A 17,123-nucleotide genomic window follows, 5' to 3' on the forward strand; every position below is an offset into this window, starting at 1 on the left:
AGGGGCCGTGTATGAAAGACGAACTGTCGTCCGATTGATCTCGTAAGGGGCAGCCGCCTAACTCGACACGTTCCCCCCGAAAAAGGCGGGGGTCATATCAATAGTTGTCAAGCCGCTTGTCCGCATTCAGCTTGTCATGGGACGACCAGAAGACGCAGGGCGCGTCATCGTAACTCCTCCGAAGCTCGCCGTGACCTGGCCCGAGGCCACTCGTCCGCTCGGGTCCATTGCGGCGGCGAAGTAGGTTCGCTTGTTTTTCTCGGAATGCCACGTCTGCTGGACGACACCCGTGGTCCAGACTTCGATCTCCGGCCCGTACGAGCGGTAGGTGCAAGAGCAATTGGGATCCGTCATCGTGGCCGTCGCGGACATCCTGAACTTGCCGACGTCGAAGCCCATCGTCGCGAAGAACCGGGCGAGGCCGTACGCGAGAGCCAGGTTGCCGTCGCCGTCGAACTTCAATGTCGTCACCGAGTCATCACGGCCATCGGGCTTACCGTCGACGACTTGCAGCCGGCCGGCCCAGATCATCTGATCCGTCTTGTGGGTCTTTCGATCGAACCAAGCCTGCGCCACCGGGCAGGAAGCGTCGACGAGGCGTCCGCAACTCGCTTGCCGACGGTCGAAGCGGCGCGCGCCAGCAAGCCGCCGATGACGGGCCTGGAGAGCTTGCCTCGCTCTTCCGGTACGAAATCCTCGACCCGGGCGCCAACGATCGAAAGCAGTTGCTCCACGGCAGCGCGGCCGCCGGCGGAGATACCTTCGCTAAGGGGCTGGCGGTGACCGCCAGCAGGCCCAAAAGGGCGACGGCGGCGGTCGCTCCGCAACGGCTGCGCGTCGGAGCCGGCTCTTCGAGTACATGTGAAGCCCTGGCCAAGTGGAGAGCAGATGAGGTCAGGTCAAGATCCTAGTTCGGTCGTTGAGCCGAGGGACACGCGGCCCTTGGCCCGGCCGAATTCAACAGTCGGCCTTAACCTCAATGACCATGTTTACCTCCTCCATCGACTTAGGCGCCGCGTCCAGAAGACATTGGGCCGGGACAGACGGCGGTCAATCATTCTTACTGGATGGATTTTTTGATGGGCACTGAACCGTCTCCTCTTGAAATTGGTCGGTCGCCCACTATCGCCGGGTCGCAAAGGCGACCCGATCAACAGCGACGACGATCTGCTCGTCGGTGCCATCCTCAACTCGAAGGGTTGGCTATCGGGTCTGAGCGATAGCGAAGTGGCTCATGTGCCGATACACTTGGGCCAAGAAGCGCTATCCTGCAGACGTCGAACGGCTCGACCGACTGGAAAGGGCAATCGGCGACACTCAGCGAGCAGGTCAGCACGCCATCAGCTTCATCGACTCGCTGACCGACGCCAAGCTGATCGCCGGCGCGGAAGCTCCGAAAAAATGGCCTGCGACGCTTCAGCAGCAGCAAAGGTTTGAGCGCGAGGCCGACGGCTTAATTCTCCCGGCGACGCCGAGAGGTCGCTCTCAAGCGCGGTGGGTGGTTCTCTCTTGGGTTGTCGGCCAGCCGCCCGCCGCGCTTTTCAAGCTGGCGATGGCTATTTGTCGTCCGGCTTCTTCGTGATCACGATTCCGTCTAGTCCGCCGACAACCCAAAACTTTTTACCCCGGATGCATGTGAGGATTTGGACCATCTCGAGAAACACGTAGAGTTCGTCGGCCAAGTCATATTCGGGGGTTTGTTCCTTGATAAAGTCGGAGCCGAGCAACTGCACGGCTTCCTCAGTATCAATGACGAAGCTGTGGTCTTTATAGTGGTGGACTAGGTGCCTTCCGATTTTGCCGGCAGTCGGTGCCTGCCGGAAGCTTTTTGATCGTTAGGAGGCGCTCGGCATATTGGGCTGCACTTTCACCAACCCGTTCGTAAACCTGGATCGGTGCCTGGTCAGTTAGATATTTCGTCAGCATCTCAGATGCGCTACGAAATTTGCAGGCAATATCCGCGATGTGATCAAGAGCATTGCCCAATGCCAGCACCGGCAAACCCCGGACTTGAGGATCAATGGGTCTAAGCTGGCTAATCATGCCCATGTGGATTTGGTCGGCGCCAAGCGCGAGCAGAGTTGCGGCCGACTTCGCGCGCCTTGGAATGGCAACCGAAAAGGTCTTTTAGGCAATCCGTTTCAGCGACTTGCCAATTAAGTAAGCCGGCTCGATGCGGCCGCCGGGACTATCGACGATCAGCAGAAAATCCTTGCCTTTGCCCTTAAAGCCGCTGCCGCTGAATATAGGCGGTCTGAATGGAACGTACCGATTGAATCATCGTCGAATAGAAACATGACCTCGTAAGCTGCGAGGGCGGAATGTTTCGCAATGATCCGTTCGAGGTTCTTCCTAACGTCGTTCTTGAACGCCTCATCATCACCGCTCTGCAACGCCTCGTACCAATCTACCGATTTTTGGCGGAGGTGGTAATCTTTGGGAGGAGTCTTGGCGGCAGTTTCGGCAGAGGTTTCGGAGCAGACTTAGGCGTCGGAACGCCATCGGAATCATCTAGGGGCTTTGCGGGTGCCGGGTTTTCGAATTCTAGAGGGGCTGCTTCGGGGGTATCCGCTGCTTCCGCAGCTTGTGCGCGTGACCTAGACATTTCTCAATCTAAAAGCATGGCGGTTAAACGAGCGGCTGGCGACGCAGTCGCCGGTATCGACGAGGACAAGGCCGTGGCCCAAGATGTTAGGACGCTCCGTCTGGACTTCTCAGCTCAGGAGCAACGAGCGCGCCTCTGCGATTTCGAGCGTTGCGGCGTTCTCAATGGCCATGCGCTCATCACCCTTGATGCGAAGGAGGCCGCTCGCTCGGTTGGTGATGCGGGCCAGCTCACCCAACGATGGTTTCGCGTTGTCTTGACATTCCTCATCTGCGATCGAAATTATAGCTTCGATCCGCTTCGCTTGCTCGGCTTAGCTTCGTTCTTCGGCTGTTCAGCAGCAGCTCTTGGGGATTTGGTCATTGTATGGCTCTCTCTCGGTTTCGAATTTATCTCTTTTAGATTGTATCGTGAGATATACTCTCGTTCGGCGGGACGTGGCTTGAAACCAAAGAACGAGACGCCAGCGGGCGGCGCGGGCCGCCCAAGCCGGGCAGGGCAAGCGCATCAGCGGTATTTAGGTGCACTCAAAGCGAGGCGGTCCTAGAGACGCCACCTGTTGGTCCAGCCCTACGCCAGCCCTTGCTAGCGGCGTGCCCGCCTAGCGACGAAGCATCCGGCTGTCTCTCGCCGAAAGGGGCTGGGTGAGTTCGCTTTGCCAGGAATGACGGTGCAGCGCGGAAAACCAGACCCGCCTTTGCGAGACCCAGGATGACGGCGGTGACTAAATTAAGCTTCCCCCATCGGTAACGCGAGACTGATGATAGTCGGTGTCGCCGAACGAGTTCTCGATCATGGTGAGACGCTTGAAGTAGTGGCCGATCTTCGCCTCCATGGTCATGCCGATGCCGCCGTGGAGCTGGATCGACTGCTGTCCCACGAATTTCAGCGACTTGCCGATCTGCACCTTGGCCGCAGCGATGGCATTCGCGCGCTCCTTCGCGTCCTCGAAATCACCGGCCATGGTCGCGAACATCGACATCGAGCGCGCCTGCTCGGCCGCGACGAACATGTCGGAGGCGCGGTGCTGCAGCGACTGGAACGAGCCGATCGCGACGCCGAACTGCTTGCGGGTCTTAATGTACTCGACGGTGGTCTTGAGCGACTCGTCCATCAGGCCGACCGCCTCGGCGCAGAGCACGATGCGGGCTTCATCGACGACGCGCTCGATCAGCGCGAGCGAATCGTTGGGGTTACCGAGCACGGCATCCGGGCCGATCTCGACGCCGGTGAAGGTGATGTCGGCGGCATGCAGGCCGTCCTGGGTCGGATAGCCCTTCTTCGCGACGCCCTTGGCGTCGGCGGGGACCAGGAACACGCCGATGCCGGTCTTGTCACGGCGATCGCCCTTGGTGCGCGCGGTGACGACAAGCGTGTCGGCATTCTCGCCGTTGAGCACGACGAATTTCTCGCCGTCGATGACCCAGCCGTCGCCCTTCTTCTTCGCGGTCGTTGAGACGTCGAAGAGATCGTAGCGCGCGTTCTTCTCGAGCTGGGCGAAGGCCAGCGTCTTGCTGCCGTCGATGATCCCGGGCACATGCGCGGCCTTCTGCGCGTCGGTGCCGGCATGGCGCAGGAAGCCGCCGCCGATCACGACCGTCGCGAGATACGGCTCGAGCACCAGCGCCTTGCCGAGCGCTTCCATCACGATCATGGTCTCGACGCCGCCGCCGCCGAAGCCGCCATCGGCCTCTGCGAAGGGCAGGCCGAGCAGGCCCTGCTCGGCAAGCTTGAGCCAGACGGTTTTGCTCCAGCCGCCCTTCTCCTTCATGTACTTCTTGCGCTGCTCGAAATCGTAGGAATCGGTCAGCAGACCGTCGATGCTTTCCTTGAGAAGCCGCTGCTCCTCGTTCAGGTCAAAATCCATCTTTCTCTACTCTCCCGGTATCTAATCTCGTCATGGCGGCCTTGTGTCGGGCATCCACGTTCTTCGTGCCGCTAGGCGTGGGTGGCCCGGTCAAGCCCCGCCCATGACGGCGACTGTGTTTTGTGACAGGTAGAATTCACAGCCCCAGCACAGCCTTCGCGATGATATTGCGCTGGATCTCGTCAGAGCCGCCATAGATCGAGAGCTTGCGGTTGTTGAAGTAGCTCGGCGCGATCCGGGCGGTCCAGTCCATGGCCTCGTTGGAGCCGTCCTCGCCGTGCACATCGTAGGGCGCAGCGAACGGACCGATCACTTCCATCAGGAGCTCGGTGGTGGTCTGCTGGATCTCGGAGCCCTTGATCTTCAGCACCGAGGACGCCGGGTTGGGCTTGCCCTTACCGTGCTTGCCTTCGTCGGCGACGACGCGCAGCTGGGTGAGCTCGAGCGCCTTCAGCTCGATCTCGCACGCCGTGAGCTTCTGGCGGAACGCGGGATCCTGGATGATCGGCTTGCCGCCGGATTCGACCTTGGAGGCGAGATCGCGAATGCGGCGAAGCCGCTCTTTGGAGAGGCCGACGCGAGCTAGGCCAATGCGCTCATGGCCGAGCAGGAATTTGGCGTAATCCCAGCCCTTGTTCTCCTCGCCGATCAGATTTTCGTAGGGCACCTCGACGTCGTCGAAGAAGACTTCGTTGACCTCGACGCCGCCGTCGATGGTCTGGATCGGGCGCACGGTGACACCCTTCGACTTGAGCGAGAGGACAATGAAGGAGATGCCCATCTGCTTCTTAGCGGAAGGATCGGTGCGGCACAGGCAGAAGATCATGTCGGCGTGCTGGGCGAGCGTCGTCCAGGTCTTCTGGCCGTTGATGATCCACTTGTCACCCTTGCGTTCGGCCTTGGTCTTGAGCGAGGCGAGGTCGGAGCCCGAGCCGGGCTCGGAGAAGCCCTGGCACCACCAGTCGTCGACATTGGCGATGCGCGGCAGATACTTCTTCTTCTGCTCATCATTGCCGAAGGTGTAGATGACCGGACCGACCATGCCGACGCCAAAAGCGAGTGGAGGCTGCGCCGGATAGGACTGCAATTCCTCATTAAAGATGTAATGCTGGACGGATGTCCAACCCGTACCGCCATACTGCTTGGGCCAGTGGCTGACGCCCCAACCTTTCTTGTTGAGAATACGCCACCAGGTCACCATCTCGTCCTTCGAGAGGTGCCGCCCCTCCACAAGCTTACGCCGTGTATCCGGCGGCACGTTGTCACGCAGGAATTGCCGCACCTCCTCCCGAAACGCCTGCTCTTCCTTTGTGAACGCGAGATCCATGAGATCCTCCTGTGAGCTTCATCGTCCGGGTTTGCGCAAACACGCAAAGTGGCCGGGACCGTAACAACCGGCCTCCGTCTGTTACGAAAGCCATTTGCCTCCGCAGCCATCACTCCAGCTGCGGAATGTAGTTCGTGCCGCGCATGCGCAATTTGGCACAGGGCTGCGAGGATGTGATTACTGCAACACCTCAAAAAGCCCCGCCGCGCCCATGCCGCCGCCGACACACATGGTGACGACCGCGTACTTGGCCTTGCGGCGGCGTCCCTCGATCAAAGCGTGGCCGGTCAGGCGCGCGCCTGACATGCCGTAGGGATGGCCGACCGAGATCGCGCCGCCGTTGACGTTGATCTTCTCGGGGTCGATGCCGAGCTTGTCGCGGCAATACAGCACCTGCACCGCGAAGGCTTCGTTGAGCTCCCAGAGGTCGATGTCGTCGACCGTGAGGCCGTGGCGCTTGAGCAGGCGGGGCACGGCGAAGACCGGGCCGATGCCCATCTCGTCCGGCTCGCAGCCGGCGGAGACGAAGCCGCGGAAGATGCCGAGCGGCGCAAGACGGCGCTTGGCCGCTTCCTTGGCGCTCATGATGACGCAAGCGCTGGCGCCGTCCGAAAGCTGGCTGGCGTTGCCAGCGGTAATGGTGAATCCTTCTCCACGCACCGGCCTGAGCCGGGCGAGGCCTTCAGCGGTGGTTTCGGGACGCTGGCCCTCGTCCTGCGACAACGTCACGTCCTTGAAGGAGACGGCGCCAGTCGCCTTGTCGGTGAGCGCCATCTGCGTGGTGATCGGCGCAAGCTCGTCCTTGAACTTTCCGCCCTGCTGCGCAGCGGCGGTGCGGCGCTGGCTTTCCAGCGAATATTCGTCCTGGCGTTCACGCGAGATGCCGTAGCGCTTGGCGACGACTTCTGCCGTGTCGATCATGGACATGTAGGCTTCGCTCTTGATTTTGAGCAGCGCGGGATCCCGTACGTGGAACGAATTCATCTTGTCGTTCTGCACGAGGCTGATTGACTCGCCACCGCCGCCGATCGCGATCTCGACACCGTCGAAGATCACAGAATGCGCGGCGAGCGCGATGGCCTGAAGCCCTGATCCGCACTGCCGGTCAACCGTGGTGCCGGAAACGGTCACTGGAAAGCCGGCGCGGAGCAGCGCCTTGCGGGCGATGTTGCTGCCTGTCGATCCCTGTTGAAGGGCCACCCCCATCACGACGTCCTCGACCTCATTGGGCTCGATCTTGGCGCGGGCGACGGCCTCGCCGATGGTGTGCCCGAGCAGGGTTGCGCCCTCGGTGGCGTTGAGCGCGCCGCGATAGGCCTTGCCGATCGGGGTGCGGGCGGTGGAAACAATGACGGCGTCGATCAAAAAACGACCTCCTGATGCGTGTTGGGATGGATTGTGACGATTTCTGCTGCTGGCGCGCGCACGGCCCCTGCCGCGAGTTCGGTAAGCTGATCCGGTGTCGCGAGCTTCGGCCTGCGCGTGCCATTATAAGCGGCAGCTTCCGTAAGGAGCTCGGCCGGCGCGACCTGGACGATGGCTTCGTCGCGCCGCACGGCTTTCGAATAAAACTGTTCGCCAGGATGGGTCATTTTCTGCAGTTAGATCAGGTGTCATTCCGGAGCGGGACAAGATCTCAAGCCCCGGTATTCAATTGACGCCGCGCTTCACGGCGAAATCGATCTGGGGCTGACCCTTGAGGCCATCCGGAATGACGTTCAGAGAGGCAGTGGCCATCACGCCGCTTTCGACGCAGCCGCGAGCGAGGCAAACGTCTTGCCTTCTGCCGCGAGCTTCTTCAGCAGCGGCGCGGGCTCGAGGCTGGGATCGTTGGTCTCCTTGGCATAGAACGACAAACGATCGGCGATGTGCTTGAGGCCGACGCTGTCGGCCCAGAACATCGGGCCGCCGCGGTAGATCGGCCAGCCATAGCCGTAGAGCCAGACCACGTCGATGTCCGAGGGACGCGCGGCGATGCCCTCTTCCAGGATCTTCGCGCCCTCGTTGACCATCGGATACATCATGCGCTCGAGGATCTCCTCGTCGCTGACGACGCGCTTCTTGCGGCCGAGACGGAGCAGCGTCTCGTCGATCAGCTTCTCGACCTCGGGGTCGGGCATCGGCGCGCGCGAACCGGCTTCGTACTTGTAGTAGCCCTTGCCGGTTTTCTGGCCGAAGCGGCCGGCTTCGCACAGCGCGTCCGCGATCTCGGACTTGATGCCGCGATCTTTCCGCGAGCGCCAGCCGATGTCGAGGCCGGCGAGATCGCCCATGGCGAATGGCCCCATCGGCATGCCGAACTTCGTCACGACGGCATCGACCTGCTGCGGCAGCGCGCCTTCGAACAGCAGCTTCTCGGACTGCTTGCTGCGCTGAGCGAGCATGCGGTTGCCGACGAAGCCGTCGCAAACGCCGACCACGGCCGGCACCTTTGCAATCTTGCGTGCGATCGTCACGGCGGTGACCAGCGCATCCGGCGCGGTCTTGTCGGCGCGCACGATCTCGCACAGCTTCATGACGTTGGCCGGGGAGAAGAAATGCATGCCGAGTACGTCCTGCGGACGCTTGGTCGACTTCGCGATCTCGTCGATGTTGAGATAGGACGTGTTGGAGGCGAGCACCGCGCCCGGCTTGGCGTACTGGTCGAGCTTGCCGAACACTTCCTTCTTCACCGCCATGGTCTCGAACACGGCTTCGATGACGAGGTCGGCATCGCCGACATTCTCGATGCCGACCTTGCCTTCGATCAGCGCCATGCGCTTGGCGGGCGCATCGGCCGGGATGCCGCCGCGCGCCGCGGTCGCCTCCCAATTCTTCTGCATGATGCCCATGCCGCGCTTGAGCTGCTCCTCGGCGGTCTCGATCAGGGTGACCGGGATGCCAGCATTGGCAAAGGACATCGCGATGCCGCCGCCCATGGTGCCGGCGCCGAGGATGGCGACCCGGTTCACCGGCCGCCCCTTGGTGCCCTCAGGCACGCCCGCGATCTTGTTGGCTTCGCGCTCGGCGAAGAAGGCGTAGCGCTGCGCCTTGGACTGGTCGCTGGCAACGAGCTTGAGGAAGCCCTCGCGCTCTTTCTTCAGGCCCTCGTCGAAGGGTAGGTCAATGGCGCAGCCGACGGCGTCGGCCGCCGCGAACGGCGCCTCAAGGCCGCGCGACTTCTTGGTCATGGCGGCAACGGCGTTGGTGAAGATCGAACGGTCGGCTTTGGCCGCGGCGAGCTTGAAATCGTCGTCGCGCAGGCGGCGCAGGGGACGCTTCTCCGCGATCAGCTTGCGCACGAAGGCCTCGCCGCCGGAGGCCGGGCCCTCGACGATCTCCTCGATCAGACCTTTCTTCAGTGCTTCCGCAGCACCGATGGGATCACCGCCGACGATCATCTTGACGGCGAGCTCGGGACCGACCGCGCGGGGCAGACGCTGAGTGCCGCCGGCGCCCGGCAGCAGGCCGAGCTTCACCTCGGGCAGGCCGAGCTTGGCCTCTTTCACCGCGACACGGAAATGGCAGGCGAGCGCAACCTCGAGGCCGCCTCCGAGCGCGGTGCCGTGGATCGCAGCGACCACCGGCTTCGACGAATTCTCAATTTCGGACAGCACGTCGTTGAGAGCCGGCGGCTTCGGCGGCTTGCCGAATTCGGTGATGTCCGCACCCGCAATGAAGGTGCGGCCGGCGCAGGTCAGCACGATGCCCTTAATGGCGGGATCAGCGACAGCGGCCTTGATGCATTCCAGGATTCCGCCGCGCACTGCGGCACTGAGCGCGTTGACCGGAGGACTGTTCACCGTGACGATGCCGACTTCGTCATGACGCTCAAGCTTAACCACTTCGCTCACAGTGGGCTCCTCTTGGCGCTCTTGTCTGTGTCATTTCGCAGTACGACAAGTGCATCAGCCGCGAGACCTTTCTTGGTCGTGACGAGAAATGGATTGACGTCAATAGACGTGATCTGACCATCCGCATCGGCAATCAAGTCCGAGAGCCCGACCAGCGCCTTGACAACTGAAGCTTCGTTCAAAGCTGGCTTGCCGCGGTAGCCCCTGATCTTAATGCCCGCCTTGGTGCGACGTATCAGCCTTCTGGCTTCGTTCGCGTCAATCGGCGCTCCGGCGAGTGCCACGTCTTTGATCAACTCTACGTCGACACCGCCGGTGCCAAATAGCACCACCGGCCCCATCTCAGCATCAAGTGAGGCGCCTAGAAGTAGTTCCAGATCGGCTTCGAGCTGCTGGGAAATCAAGATACCTTCCAGCCTCGGCTTGCTCTTCAACTTCTTCACTCGCGTGACGATTTCGTTGAAGGCAACTTGAACCTCGGTCGCACTATTGAGGTTGAGCATGACGCCGCCGACATCGGATTTGTGAAGGATGTCTGGGCTGACCACTTTCGCCACGACTGGAAAACCGATCTTCATTGCAAGCGCTGACGCCTCTTTGGCGGTCCGCGCTAACGCCTCCTTTGGGATTGGAATGCCATAGGCCTTGAGCAGCTTTTTCGAGGCGACCTCGTCGAGCGCAGCGCCCTTGCTGCAATTCAAGGTCTTTTTTAGTAGAGCCCGAGCCCGGGGCTTTGAACAGGAAACGATATCCGGAACATCATTATTGAGCATCGCATAGTCGGTTAACGCCTTGATCGCACCGACAGCACGGTCCATGCCCTGCATAACAGTAATGTAAGACAAGGACTTGCGAAGGGCCTTTGAGTGCTCGGTAAATCCGATGGACATCCCGCTGATATAGATCACAGGTTTCGATGTGGTGCTCGCCATCTCGTTAACGATGCGCAGATTTTGCTCCCGCAATTCATGCGGCGCCTTAGGCAATTCCGCGTCAATGATGACAATGTCGGTGTCCGGATCATCGATCATGATCTTGATTGACTTGAGATAAACGGATGGATCGACCACCGCAGCAAATCCGGCATCCAGCGGATTGCCAACGAGCGAGCCCGGCCCAAGCATCGTCGCGAACTTTTCGCGAATGTCCTTACTGAGCGGGGGGAAAGGAAGTCCCGCCGAATGGAATGCGTCAATCAGAAGCCCGCGCTTGCCGCCCGACAGCGTCACCGCGGCAAGCCGGCCGCCTCTGGGTAATCGAGCATGAACGAAACATTCGGTCGTTTCGATCAGTTCATCGAGTCCACGTACCCGGATCACGCCCTCACGGCGCGATATTGCGTCGAAGGATTCGATGGAGCCTGCCAACGCCCCGGTATGCGCCATAGCGGCAGCGCGCCCACCCTCAGAGGCTCCCAGCTTCAACGCAATGACCGGCTTGCCGGCGTGGCGCGCTGCCCTGCATGCACGCCGGAACGCACTGGTATTGCGCACGCCCTCCAGATAAACCACGATGACTCGGATCGAGGGATCGGCGGCGAAGTAGGCCATCAAATCTGGCGTTTCCAGCCCAGCCTCGTTACCGGTCGATACCATATAACCGACGCCGACACCGCGCTCCTCGAGCGCCTGCCGGATCATCATCACGATGGCGCCCGATTGGCCGGCAATCGCGACGGCCCCCTGCTCCATCGTAACGACCCGGTCATCGATATTGGTGAAGAGTTTTCCGCCTGCACTTAAATTGCCAAGGCAGTTCGGGCCCGTTACGAAAATTCCCGTCTCGCGCACCGCGGCCTTGAGTTCAGCCGCAAGCCGCTGACTTTCCTCGTCCTGCAATTCGCTAAATCCCGACGTCACGATGGTTGCTGATCGCGCGCCTGCGCCGGCAGCCTCCCGTAACACCTTAACGACGAACCTCGCCGGCACCAGCACGAGCACATGGTCGGGCGCCTCGGGAAGCGAGGCGAAATCCCTATAGCAGGTCACGCCCCAGATCGCGTCGCGCCCGGGGTTCATAGCATAGAGCCCACCAGCGTACTTATACTTGATTAGATTGTTCCAAATGCGCTCGGCATAGTTGCCCGGCTTGTCTGTGGCACCGACGAGCACGATGTTGCGGGGATGCAGCATTGCATGAATGCCGCTAATGACGTCACTCGCATCGGCCGCAGGCGACCAATCCCTTAAGGCGACTGCGGCGGTCGAAACGCGTGCTTCCATAGCTCCAGTTCTTCCTTTAGTTAATCCGCCGAGACTCGGCACTCCATCATCTCAGCCCTAAAGCCCATCATCTGCGGGCGAGGAGCGGAACGCACGTCAAGCAATTGTTCAGCCGACCACACTCGTCGCGAGCGCCAGACTGCAGTGGGGCAGCATCTCGTACACCGATGCGCTACATCGAATACTCACCAGGGTGACAGCCGAACTGCACCAAGATTGCCACCATCCGATCGCCAAAGTCCGTGGTGAACCGAAGCCCAGCGCGGCGATGTACGGGCAGTGAATGTTCCGAGCAGATGCAAATCGAAGCTGCATCAGCAGCCGCATCGCGTGCAGGATCAAGGCAACAGCAATCAGAACTCCGAGCAGCCAAGGTAATTCGAAAGGGCGATAGACAATGAACCTCTGTATCGCGCCCGGGTTGATGCGCAGCTCTCAGGCGGTTCACTGCTTTGTTCAGATAGACTAGCCATCTCGCCGGCCGAATTTCTTCAATCTGGGCTGCCACACGGCCGAAATTCAACGCGCAATTGGGAAACCGTGCAGCTTCTCATTCGATCTAAATTGATATTCGGTTCGAGCACGAAGACGGTGGGGGAATGAGGCTGCTGGAGAGGAAATGAGGCTGCTGCAGAGGAAAAGAAGGCTTGCCGATCGAGCGACCCGACAACAACTGGCTCCGACCGGGACGGCCTGCCGGCAGTTCGGGAGGGCCGGCCATTCTTGCTCTCCAGAGCAAGGTTTGGATTGCGTGCTGCCCCAACTAGCTCTGATCAGTCACGAGACCGCCTCACAGGCGCTCTCCCATCAGAAAGCCGGCATTGTACCGTTGAGCCAGGCAAAGCTTGGCCCCCCTGCAAAAGGCATTCAACAGCATTCGTATAGGATCTTGCCCAGGATTCAGGTAAGATTCGCCTCGCGGCGAACCTAAGCACGCCATCGAATCGAGACGAGCCCATGCGGCGGCGCTTGGGGCGAGCAGCACGAATCTTCTGCTAGGCTCCCATCAAGGGTCAGTAACCGCGTCGCAGGTCAATTACGTTCCTCAGCGGGAGCCCTTTCAGGTAGCGGTCGACGTTCTCTGTGACGATGTCGAACGCGCGCTCCACATAATGTGTGAGAATACCTGAAATATGGGGCGTCATGATCACGTTCGGCATGTTCCAAAGCGGACTGTCCTGCGGCGGCGGCTCACGCTCGAAGACGTCGAGCATCGCACCCGCGAGTGAGCACGCCTGTAGGGCTCTGATCAATTCGGACTCCACGACGACGCTGCCCCGTGCGATGTTAATCAGGAATGCATCACGTCGCATGCATGCTATCTCGTCAGCGCCGATCAAACCGACCGTCTCCGGCGTCGCCGGCAGGGCCAGAACCACGAAATCACAGAGCGGCAGCAACTCCTTCAGCTGATCGGAGCCGAACAACCGATCTACGCTTTCAGCCGGGACGGAAATATCCCGCTTCGCAGCGAAAACGATCATCCCCGCGCTCTTGGCGCGCCGAGCAATGCTTGTACCGATCGACCCCAACCCGACGATGCCAAGCGTTTTGTCGGCCAAAGGCGCTACGGATCGATGGATCCATTTGCGCTCCGCCTGCTCTTTCAGAAGTTGTCGGATGTTCCAATTCAGCATCGTCACGCCGCCCATCACGTAATCAGCGATGAGCCCGCCTTGCATTCCGCGAACATTAGTCACGATGATATCACCCACTCTGTCGCGGATCGAAAGCATGGAATCGATCCCCGCGCTAAGGGACTGAAACCAACGCAGCTTCCGCGCCCGGCCGTACAGTTCGACTGGGAAATGGTAAGCAAGCAATACCTCGGCCTCACCTATGTATCGGTCAAGCCGTTCAGAATCCGGCGCCACGATGATCCGGACTTGCGGAAAACGTTCACCCAACACATGCGCAAGCAATTCCGCCTTATCGTGGTTAACGACAAGGGTGAGGGCGGGGTTTTCACTCGACATGCTACCTCATGTTTGCGCGTATGATGGTGCCTCGACACCAATTCTTGTTCGCTTAAATCACCTGCTGAATCGGAGCGAGACTCTGCACACAATGCATCGTGCGAGCCAGGCTGCGCCTTCTTGAACTCGCTGCTTTCCCCGGGGATTCGCGTTGGCAAAAATCGTTTCCTTCGGCAGCTGCCGGGAACAGGCTATCAAACGACCAACTTTCGTTTTATTCGATGTTGCGCCCCTACTGTTCGAAATTCTGCGTCCTTGTATTGATTCCACCGGAATTCGCACACACGCCTCGCGTTTGCTTGCCTCTATGCTCGAGTTGAGGCGACAAGGACGTCGCGAAACCGGCCAATATGGACTGTGAGGCGCATAAGAACGGGATCGCCTCCGCCTCGTCTCCCCTCTCTGTCACATCGCTCGTAACGAAACGATCTGAATGACCAAGGTGGTACCGCGGTCACCTTTGTGGACGCCAAGCTAGAGCGCTTGGCGTAAAGTGAGCCAGCTTTGTCTGGCCAAACCACACACGATCATGGCCGCCCAAAGAACCGGTATCAATACCGGTATGGTGCCGCCATCGATGTTCTCTGGGCTAACAGCAAAAGGCGCGTGTCCATCAGGCCAGGAGAGTTGCGACGCCGGCAGGGTGGCAATGAAAGACTTGAAGCGGACGGCAGCACGAATATAGCGATCTCCACTTTTGGTTTTTCGGCGCATCGATCCTGCTCTGAAGCAGAAAGCGCTTCTTCAGCTCGCGCGGCACGGGACCTTAGGACGGTCTAAGCTTCTAGGGGCCTCAAGCGCTATGAAACGGGTTAAACCGGCCGGGAGAGTTGCCCCTGTGCGCCAGGTTTATAGCCGCGGGACGCTGTGGGACTACTGTCATTACACTTCCGCCAGCGGATTTGGCAGCTCGTGCTCTACTCGAAAGTCCCGATACCGCTCCAAATGCATCCGTAGTACTGAACGGCTTCGCCAGGGGTCCTCGAGAAACGCTTTGCGTTCTTCTAACCACCGCGCATCCGACATCACGCGCGGCCTGAGGGCGTCAAAAGCTGCCTCGGTCTCTTCCCGTAGGATGTACCAAAGGCTTGTGTCTGACGGCTTATATTGTTCATTGAGGCACAGTGCGACCTCATGAAGATGACAGACGAAGCACGCGTCGATGACGAATGAGCGCACTAGACTGATGTCGTCGTAGAAGGCCGTGGGTAGGATCCCCGTCCGAGTGAAGGGCTTGAGATCGTAACCCCGTTCCTTGAGCAGGGGAACAAACGTGCGGGCGTCGCCGAAATCCCGGAGTAGGAGTTTTTGCGGACGGCCGATCTCGTCGAACAGTATTGTACTGTTTTGCTGATGCGCCTCAAGCGCTAGTCCGTAAAGCAAATACATGGTAAGTATCGGCGTGATCACGGTCCTCGCATAGGCACGGAAGAATGCAGATGCCGCAGCTTCGCTTTGACAGCCGCCTCTCGCAATCAATTCGCAAATGAGCGGGCGGCCGTCGAGCGGGCTTGCCGCAAGGAGTGCTGCAACAGTGACCGAAAATAGTCCATCATTTCGTGTCATTGCATCAGGGTTGCGGTAGACAACCGAAAGGAAGCGACCCGGATGCTCGTCGCCTGTTACGGGGTGGTGAAGGATTGCCCCGAGCTCTTCTGAGAAGATCTCCAATTTTTCTGAGAGATGCCTTTCCTTTGATATAATTTCTAAAATCAAGGTGCTGAGACGTGGTCCCATGTGAATCGACTTTGCCTGGAGAATGCGCTGTTCGCTGGTCATCCAAATCGCCACCGGCAATTTGATGAAGGGTCTCGGCTCCTGTGTGTCTGGCAGCATTGTGCGGAACGACATTGACGGAAGCGTTGTGATTTCCGGGCCGTTCGGGTCGAAAACTCCAGAAGCTATCTCTGACGCGAGTTCACGTCGCAGAAAATTGTCTAGGTGCCAGCTATGAACAGGTAGCGGCAGCCAATCCTCAGAAGATTTGCCACGCTCTTTCAATCCTTTAGCCCAGTCGCACCAGAGCTCTGGGAAGTTTTGTGAGAACCATTCTGAATAGCCGCTCACATGCGGCATCTTCTCCACATAGGACCATTCTTTGCGTAGTGCCACGATTCGAACGCGCACGCGAGCCCCGAACTCAGGCGACAAAGCAGTGACCTCCTCCGCCGACAAGTCAGATTTGGCCTTCCATGTCGGGTAGAAGGGATGCCCCTCCAGTGCTCCCCACTGATCGAGAGTAATTGCCGCCAAGTGCGGCGGCAGATTTTTTTGGAGATAATCGATGAAATCCCTGGCTTCTGCTTCGGCTATTTTACCACGGAACTCTGCGCTCCAGCGCTCTCGGTGATCACGTGCGAGAACGTCGTTACGCATACTGTCCTCGACGTCGCGTATTAGACGCTGAACGCCGTCCTGAGCGGGCACGACTGCCAAAGCGGGCACGATCTGTCCGATGAGGTCGGAGGGACTATCGATCAGGTAGCAAGCGCCGGTCTCGTCTATTACTTCGATTGAACCTCGATTTTGGAGTGTTCCGGCAGGCGCACGGTGCAGATCCGTAAAGTGCAGGACTTCACGTGATCGCCAAAGGGGAAGCCATGCTTCGTTGCCTTGGCGAGCCCACATTAACGCTTCCGGCTCAAGAAGACGCTCTGCGAACAGGCAGCGAACCAAGCGGGAGATGGCATTGCGCGATGCGCCCATGCAAAGCTGCGAGGTACGCGCCTTAGATTCAGCATATGCCCAGGAGGACATTCTCTCGTCCATTTCACTTCCTCCACGAGAACGGCGATTAAACAGGCCGGCGCCCCCTCCCGTGAACGCCGCGTTGGAGCTGAGCGTCCAACAAACTTTGGGATGGATGACCCTCTCGCCTTGAGCGGCTAGTTGCATGTTCTGCGACTTGAGAGAGTTTCGGGCCGTCCGTCCCGACGCCGTGCGGCATAGACGAACCACCTCCATGACATCTTTCGAAAGAGAGCATGAGTGACACTTCGATCGGAACCGCTCCCAACTGTTTGACCTTCCCGATCATTTTGATGGATTCCTTCGCCGCCAGTCACGCGTAGCAAGCCCCACGATCTTCCAGCAAACAGTGTGCCACGGCGACGTGCGCGGATGTGGCTGAGATAAAGAGGAGCCTTTTCGCCAGTCGCCGAAATGCTTCCACAAAGAGATGCCGGGCCTCGACCAAAAATGTCTGGAACCGAACATGGTGCAATTTTCGGGACCCTCAGCGCAAGATACGGATGGCCGACTATTTGCCGGCGAGACGTGGCCAACAAGTGAGC

Annotated in this window: 12 protein-coding genes; 2 read left to right on the forward strand and 10 right to left on the reverse strand. The window is 59.7% G+C overall.

Annotated elements, in window-relative coordinates; translation table 11 throughout:
- Nucleotides 1-126: 126 nt before the first annotated feature.
- Nucleotides 127-531, reverse strand: a complete 405-nt coding sequence (locus tag BCCGELA001_RS29610; RefSeq protein ID WP_144441550.1) for a hypothetical protein — start codon at nucleotides 529-531, stop codon at nucleotides 127-129.
- 703 nt (nucleotides 532-1,234) lie between these two features.
- Here BCCGELA001_RS29610 and BCCGELA001_RS29615 point away from each other — a divergent pair.
- Together BCCGELA001_RS29615 and BCCGELA001_RS37520 are read left to right on the forward strand one after the other, a co-directional pair.
- Entirely contained in the window at nucleotides 1,235-1,582 is a 348-nt protein-coding gene (locus BCCGELA001_RS29615) for a hypothetical protein (RefSeq protein WP_060736929.1), read from the forward strand.
- Nucleotides 1,583-2,321: 739 nt separating this feature from the next.
- Nucleotides 2,322-3,152 (forward strand): hypothetical protein, encoded by an 831-nt coding sequence (locus BCCGELA001_RS37520; protein ID WP_144441552.1) that lies wholly within the window; start codon nucleotides 2,322-2,324, stop codon nucleotides 3,150-3,152.
- Between the two features lie 177 nt (nucleotides 3,153-3,329).
- Here the strand turns inward: BCCGELA001_RS37520 and pimD are convergent, their stop codons facing one another.
- The 9 genes from pimD to BCCGELA001_RS29660 all read right to left on the reverse strand — a co-directional run bounded on the left by pimD (nucleotide 3,330) and on the right by BCCGELA001_RS29660 (nucleotide 16,599).
- On the reverse strand, nucleotides 3,330-4,472 hold the full coding sequence (gene pimD, locus BCCGELA001_RS29625; protein ID WP_060736930.1) for a pimeloyl-CoA dehydrogenase small subunit: 1,143 nt from the start codon (nucleotides 4,470-4,472) through the stop codon (nucleotides 3,330-3,332).
- Nucleotides 4,473-4,608: 136 nt separating this feature from the next.
- Nucleotides 4,609-5,799: a pimeloyl-CoA dehydrogenase large subunit gene (gene pimC, locus BCCGELA001_RS29630; RefSeq protein ID WP_008558545.1), complete on the reverse strand. Its 1,191-nt coding sequence runs from the start codon at nucleotides 5,797-5,799 to the stop codon at nucleotides 4,609-4,611.
- Between the two features lie 177 nt (nucleotides 5,800-5,976).
- Entirely contained in the window at nucleotides 5,977-7,164 is a 1,188-nt protein-coding gene (locus BCCGELA001_RS29635; protein WP_008558548.1) for an acetyl-CoA C-acyltransferase, read from the reverse strand.
- Complete coding sequence (locus BCCGELA001_RS29640; RefSeq protein WP_008558551.1) at nucleotides 7,161-7,391, reverse strand: hypothetical protein; 231 nt, start codon at nucleotides 7,389-7,391, stop codon at nucleotides 7,161-7,163. The genes BCCGELA001_RS29635 and BCCGELA001_RS29640 overlap by 4 nt, the downstream gene beginning before the upstream one ends.
- Before the next feature lie 144 nt (nucleotides 7,392-7,535).
- A complete protein-coding gene (locus BCCGELA001_RS29645; protein ID WP_060736931.1) occupies nucleotides 7,536-9,632 on the reverse strand; it encodes a 3-hydroxyacyl-CoA dehydrogenase NAD-binding domain-containing protein in 2,097 nt (698 codons plus the stop codon).
- Nucleotides 9,629-11,854 (reverse strand): acetate--CoA ligase family protein, encoded by a 2,226-nt coding sequence (locus tag BCCGELA001_RS29650; RefSeq protein ID WP_008544971.1) that lies wholly within the window; start codon nucleotides 11,852-11,854, stop codon nucleotides 9,629-9,631. The genes BCCGELA001_RS29645 and BCCGELA001_RS29650 overlap by 4 nt, the downstream gene beginning before the upstream one ends.
- Before the next feature lie 1,013 nt (nucleotides 11,855-12,867).
- Nucleotides 12,868-13,830 (reverse strand): D-2-hydroxyacid dehydrogenase, encoded by a 963-nt coding sequence (locus BCCGELA001_RS29655; RefSeq protein ID WP_008544973.1) that lies wholly within the window; start codon nucleotides 13,828-13,830, stop codon nucleotides 12,868-12,870.
- A 474-nt stretch (nucleotides 13,831-14,304) separates the two neighbouring features.
- A complete protein-coding gene (locus tag BCCGELA001_RS37525) occupies nucleotides 14,305-14,544 on the reverse strand; it encodes a hypothetical protein (RefSeq protein WP_144441553.1) in 240 nt (79 codons plus the stop codon).
- A 168-nt stretch (nucleotides 14,545-14,712) separates the two neighbouring features.
- A complete protein-coding gene (locus tag BCCGELA001_RS29660) occupies nucleotides 14,713-16,599 on the reverse strand; it encodes an IucA/IucC family protein (RefSeq protein WP_008544975.1) in 1,887 nt (628 codons plus the stop codon).
- Nucleotides 16,600-17,123 lie beyond the last annotated feature (524 nt).

Source organism: Bradyrhizobium sp. CCGE-LA001 (assembly GCF_000296215.2).
GTDB lineage: Bacteria > Pseudomonadota > Alphaproteobacteria > Rhizobiales > Xanthobacteraceae > Bradyrhizobium.

What these genes read in the sequence shown, in the direction of transcription:
- BCCGELA001_RS29650 (WP_008544971.1), bottom strand. Translation starts at nt 11,854, where the DNA reads ATGGAAGCACGCGTTTCGACCGCCGCAGTCGCCTTAAGGGATTGGTCG.
- BCCGELA001_RS37525 (WP_144441553.1), bottom strand. Translation starts at nt 14,544, where the DNA reads ATGCGCCGAAAAACCAAAAGTGGAGATCGCTATATTCGTGCTGCCGTC.
- BCCGELA001_RS29660 (WP_008544975.1), bottom strand. Translation starts at nt 16,599, where the DNA reads ATGGACGAGAGAATGTCCTCCTGGGCATATGCTGAATCTAAGGCGCGT.
- BCCGELA001_RS29655 (WP_008544973.1), bottom strand. Translation starts at nt 13,830, where the DNA reads ATGTCGAGTGAAAACCCCGCCCTCACCCTTGTCGTTAACCACGATAAG.
- BCCGELA001_RS37520 (WP_144441552.1), top strand. Translation starts at nt 2,322, where the DNA reads ATGTTTCGCAATGATCCGTTCGAGGTTCTTCCTAACGTCGTTCTTGAA.
- BCCGELA001_RS29610 (WP_144441550.1), bottom strand. Translation starts at nt 531, where the DNA reads ATGATCTGGGCCGGCCGGCTGCAAGTCGTCGACGGTAAGCCCGATGGC.
- BCCGELA001_RS29640 (WP_008558551.1), bottom strand. Translation starts at nt 7,391, where the DNA reads ATGACCCATCCTGGCGAACAGTTTTATTCGAAAGCCGTGCGGCGCGAC.
- pimC (WP_008558545.1), bottom strand. Translation starts at nt 5,799, where the DNA reads ATGGATCTCGCGTTCACAAAGGAAGAGCAGGCGTTTCGGGAGGAGGTG.
- BCCGELA001_RS29615 (WP_060736929.1), top strand. Translation starts at nt 1,235, where the DNA reads ATGTGCCGATACACTTGGGCCAAGAAGCGCTATCCTGCAGACGTCGAA.
- pimD (WP_060736930.1), bottom strand. Translation starts at nt 4,472, where the DNA reads ATGGATTTTGACCTGAACGAGGAGCAGCGGCTTCTCAAGGAAAGCATC.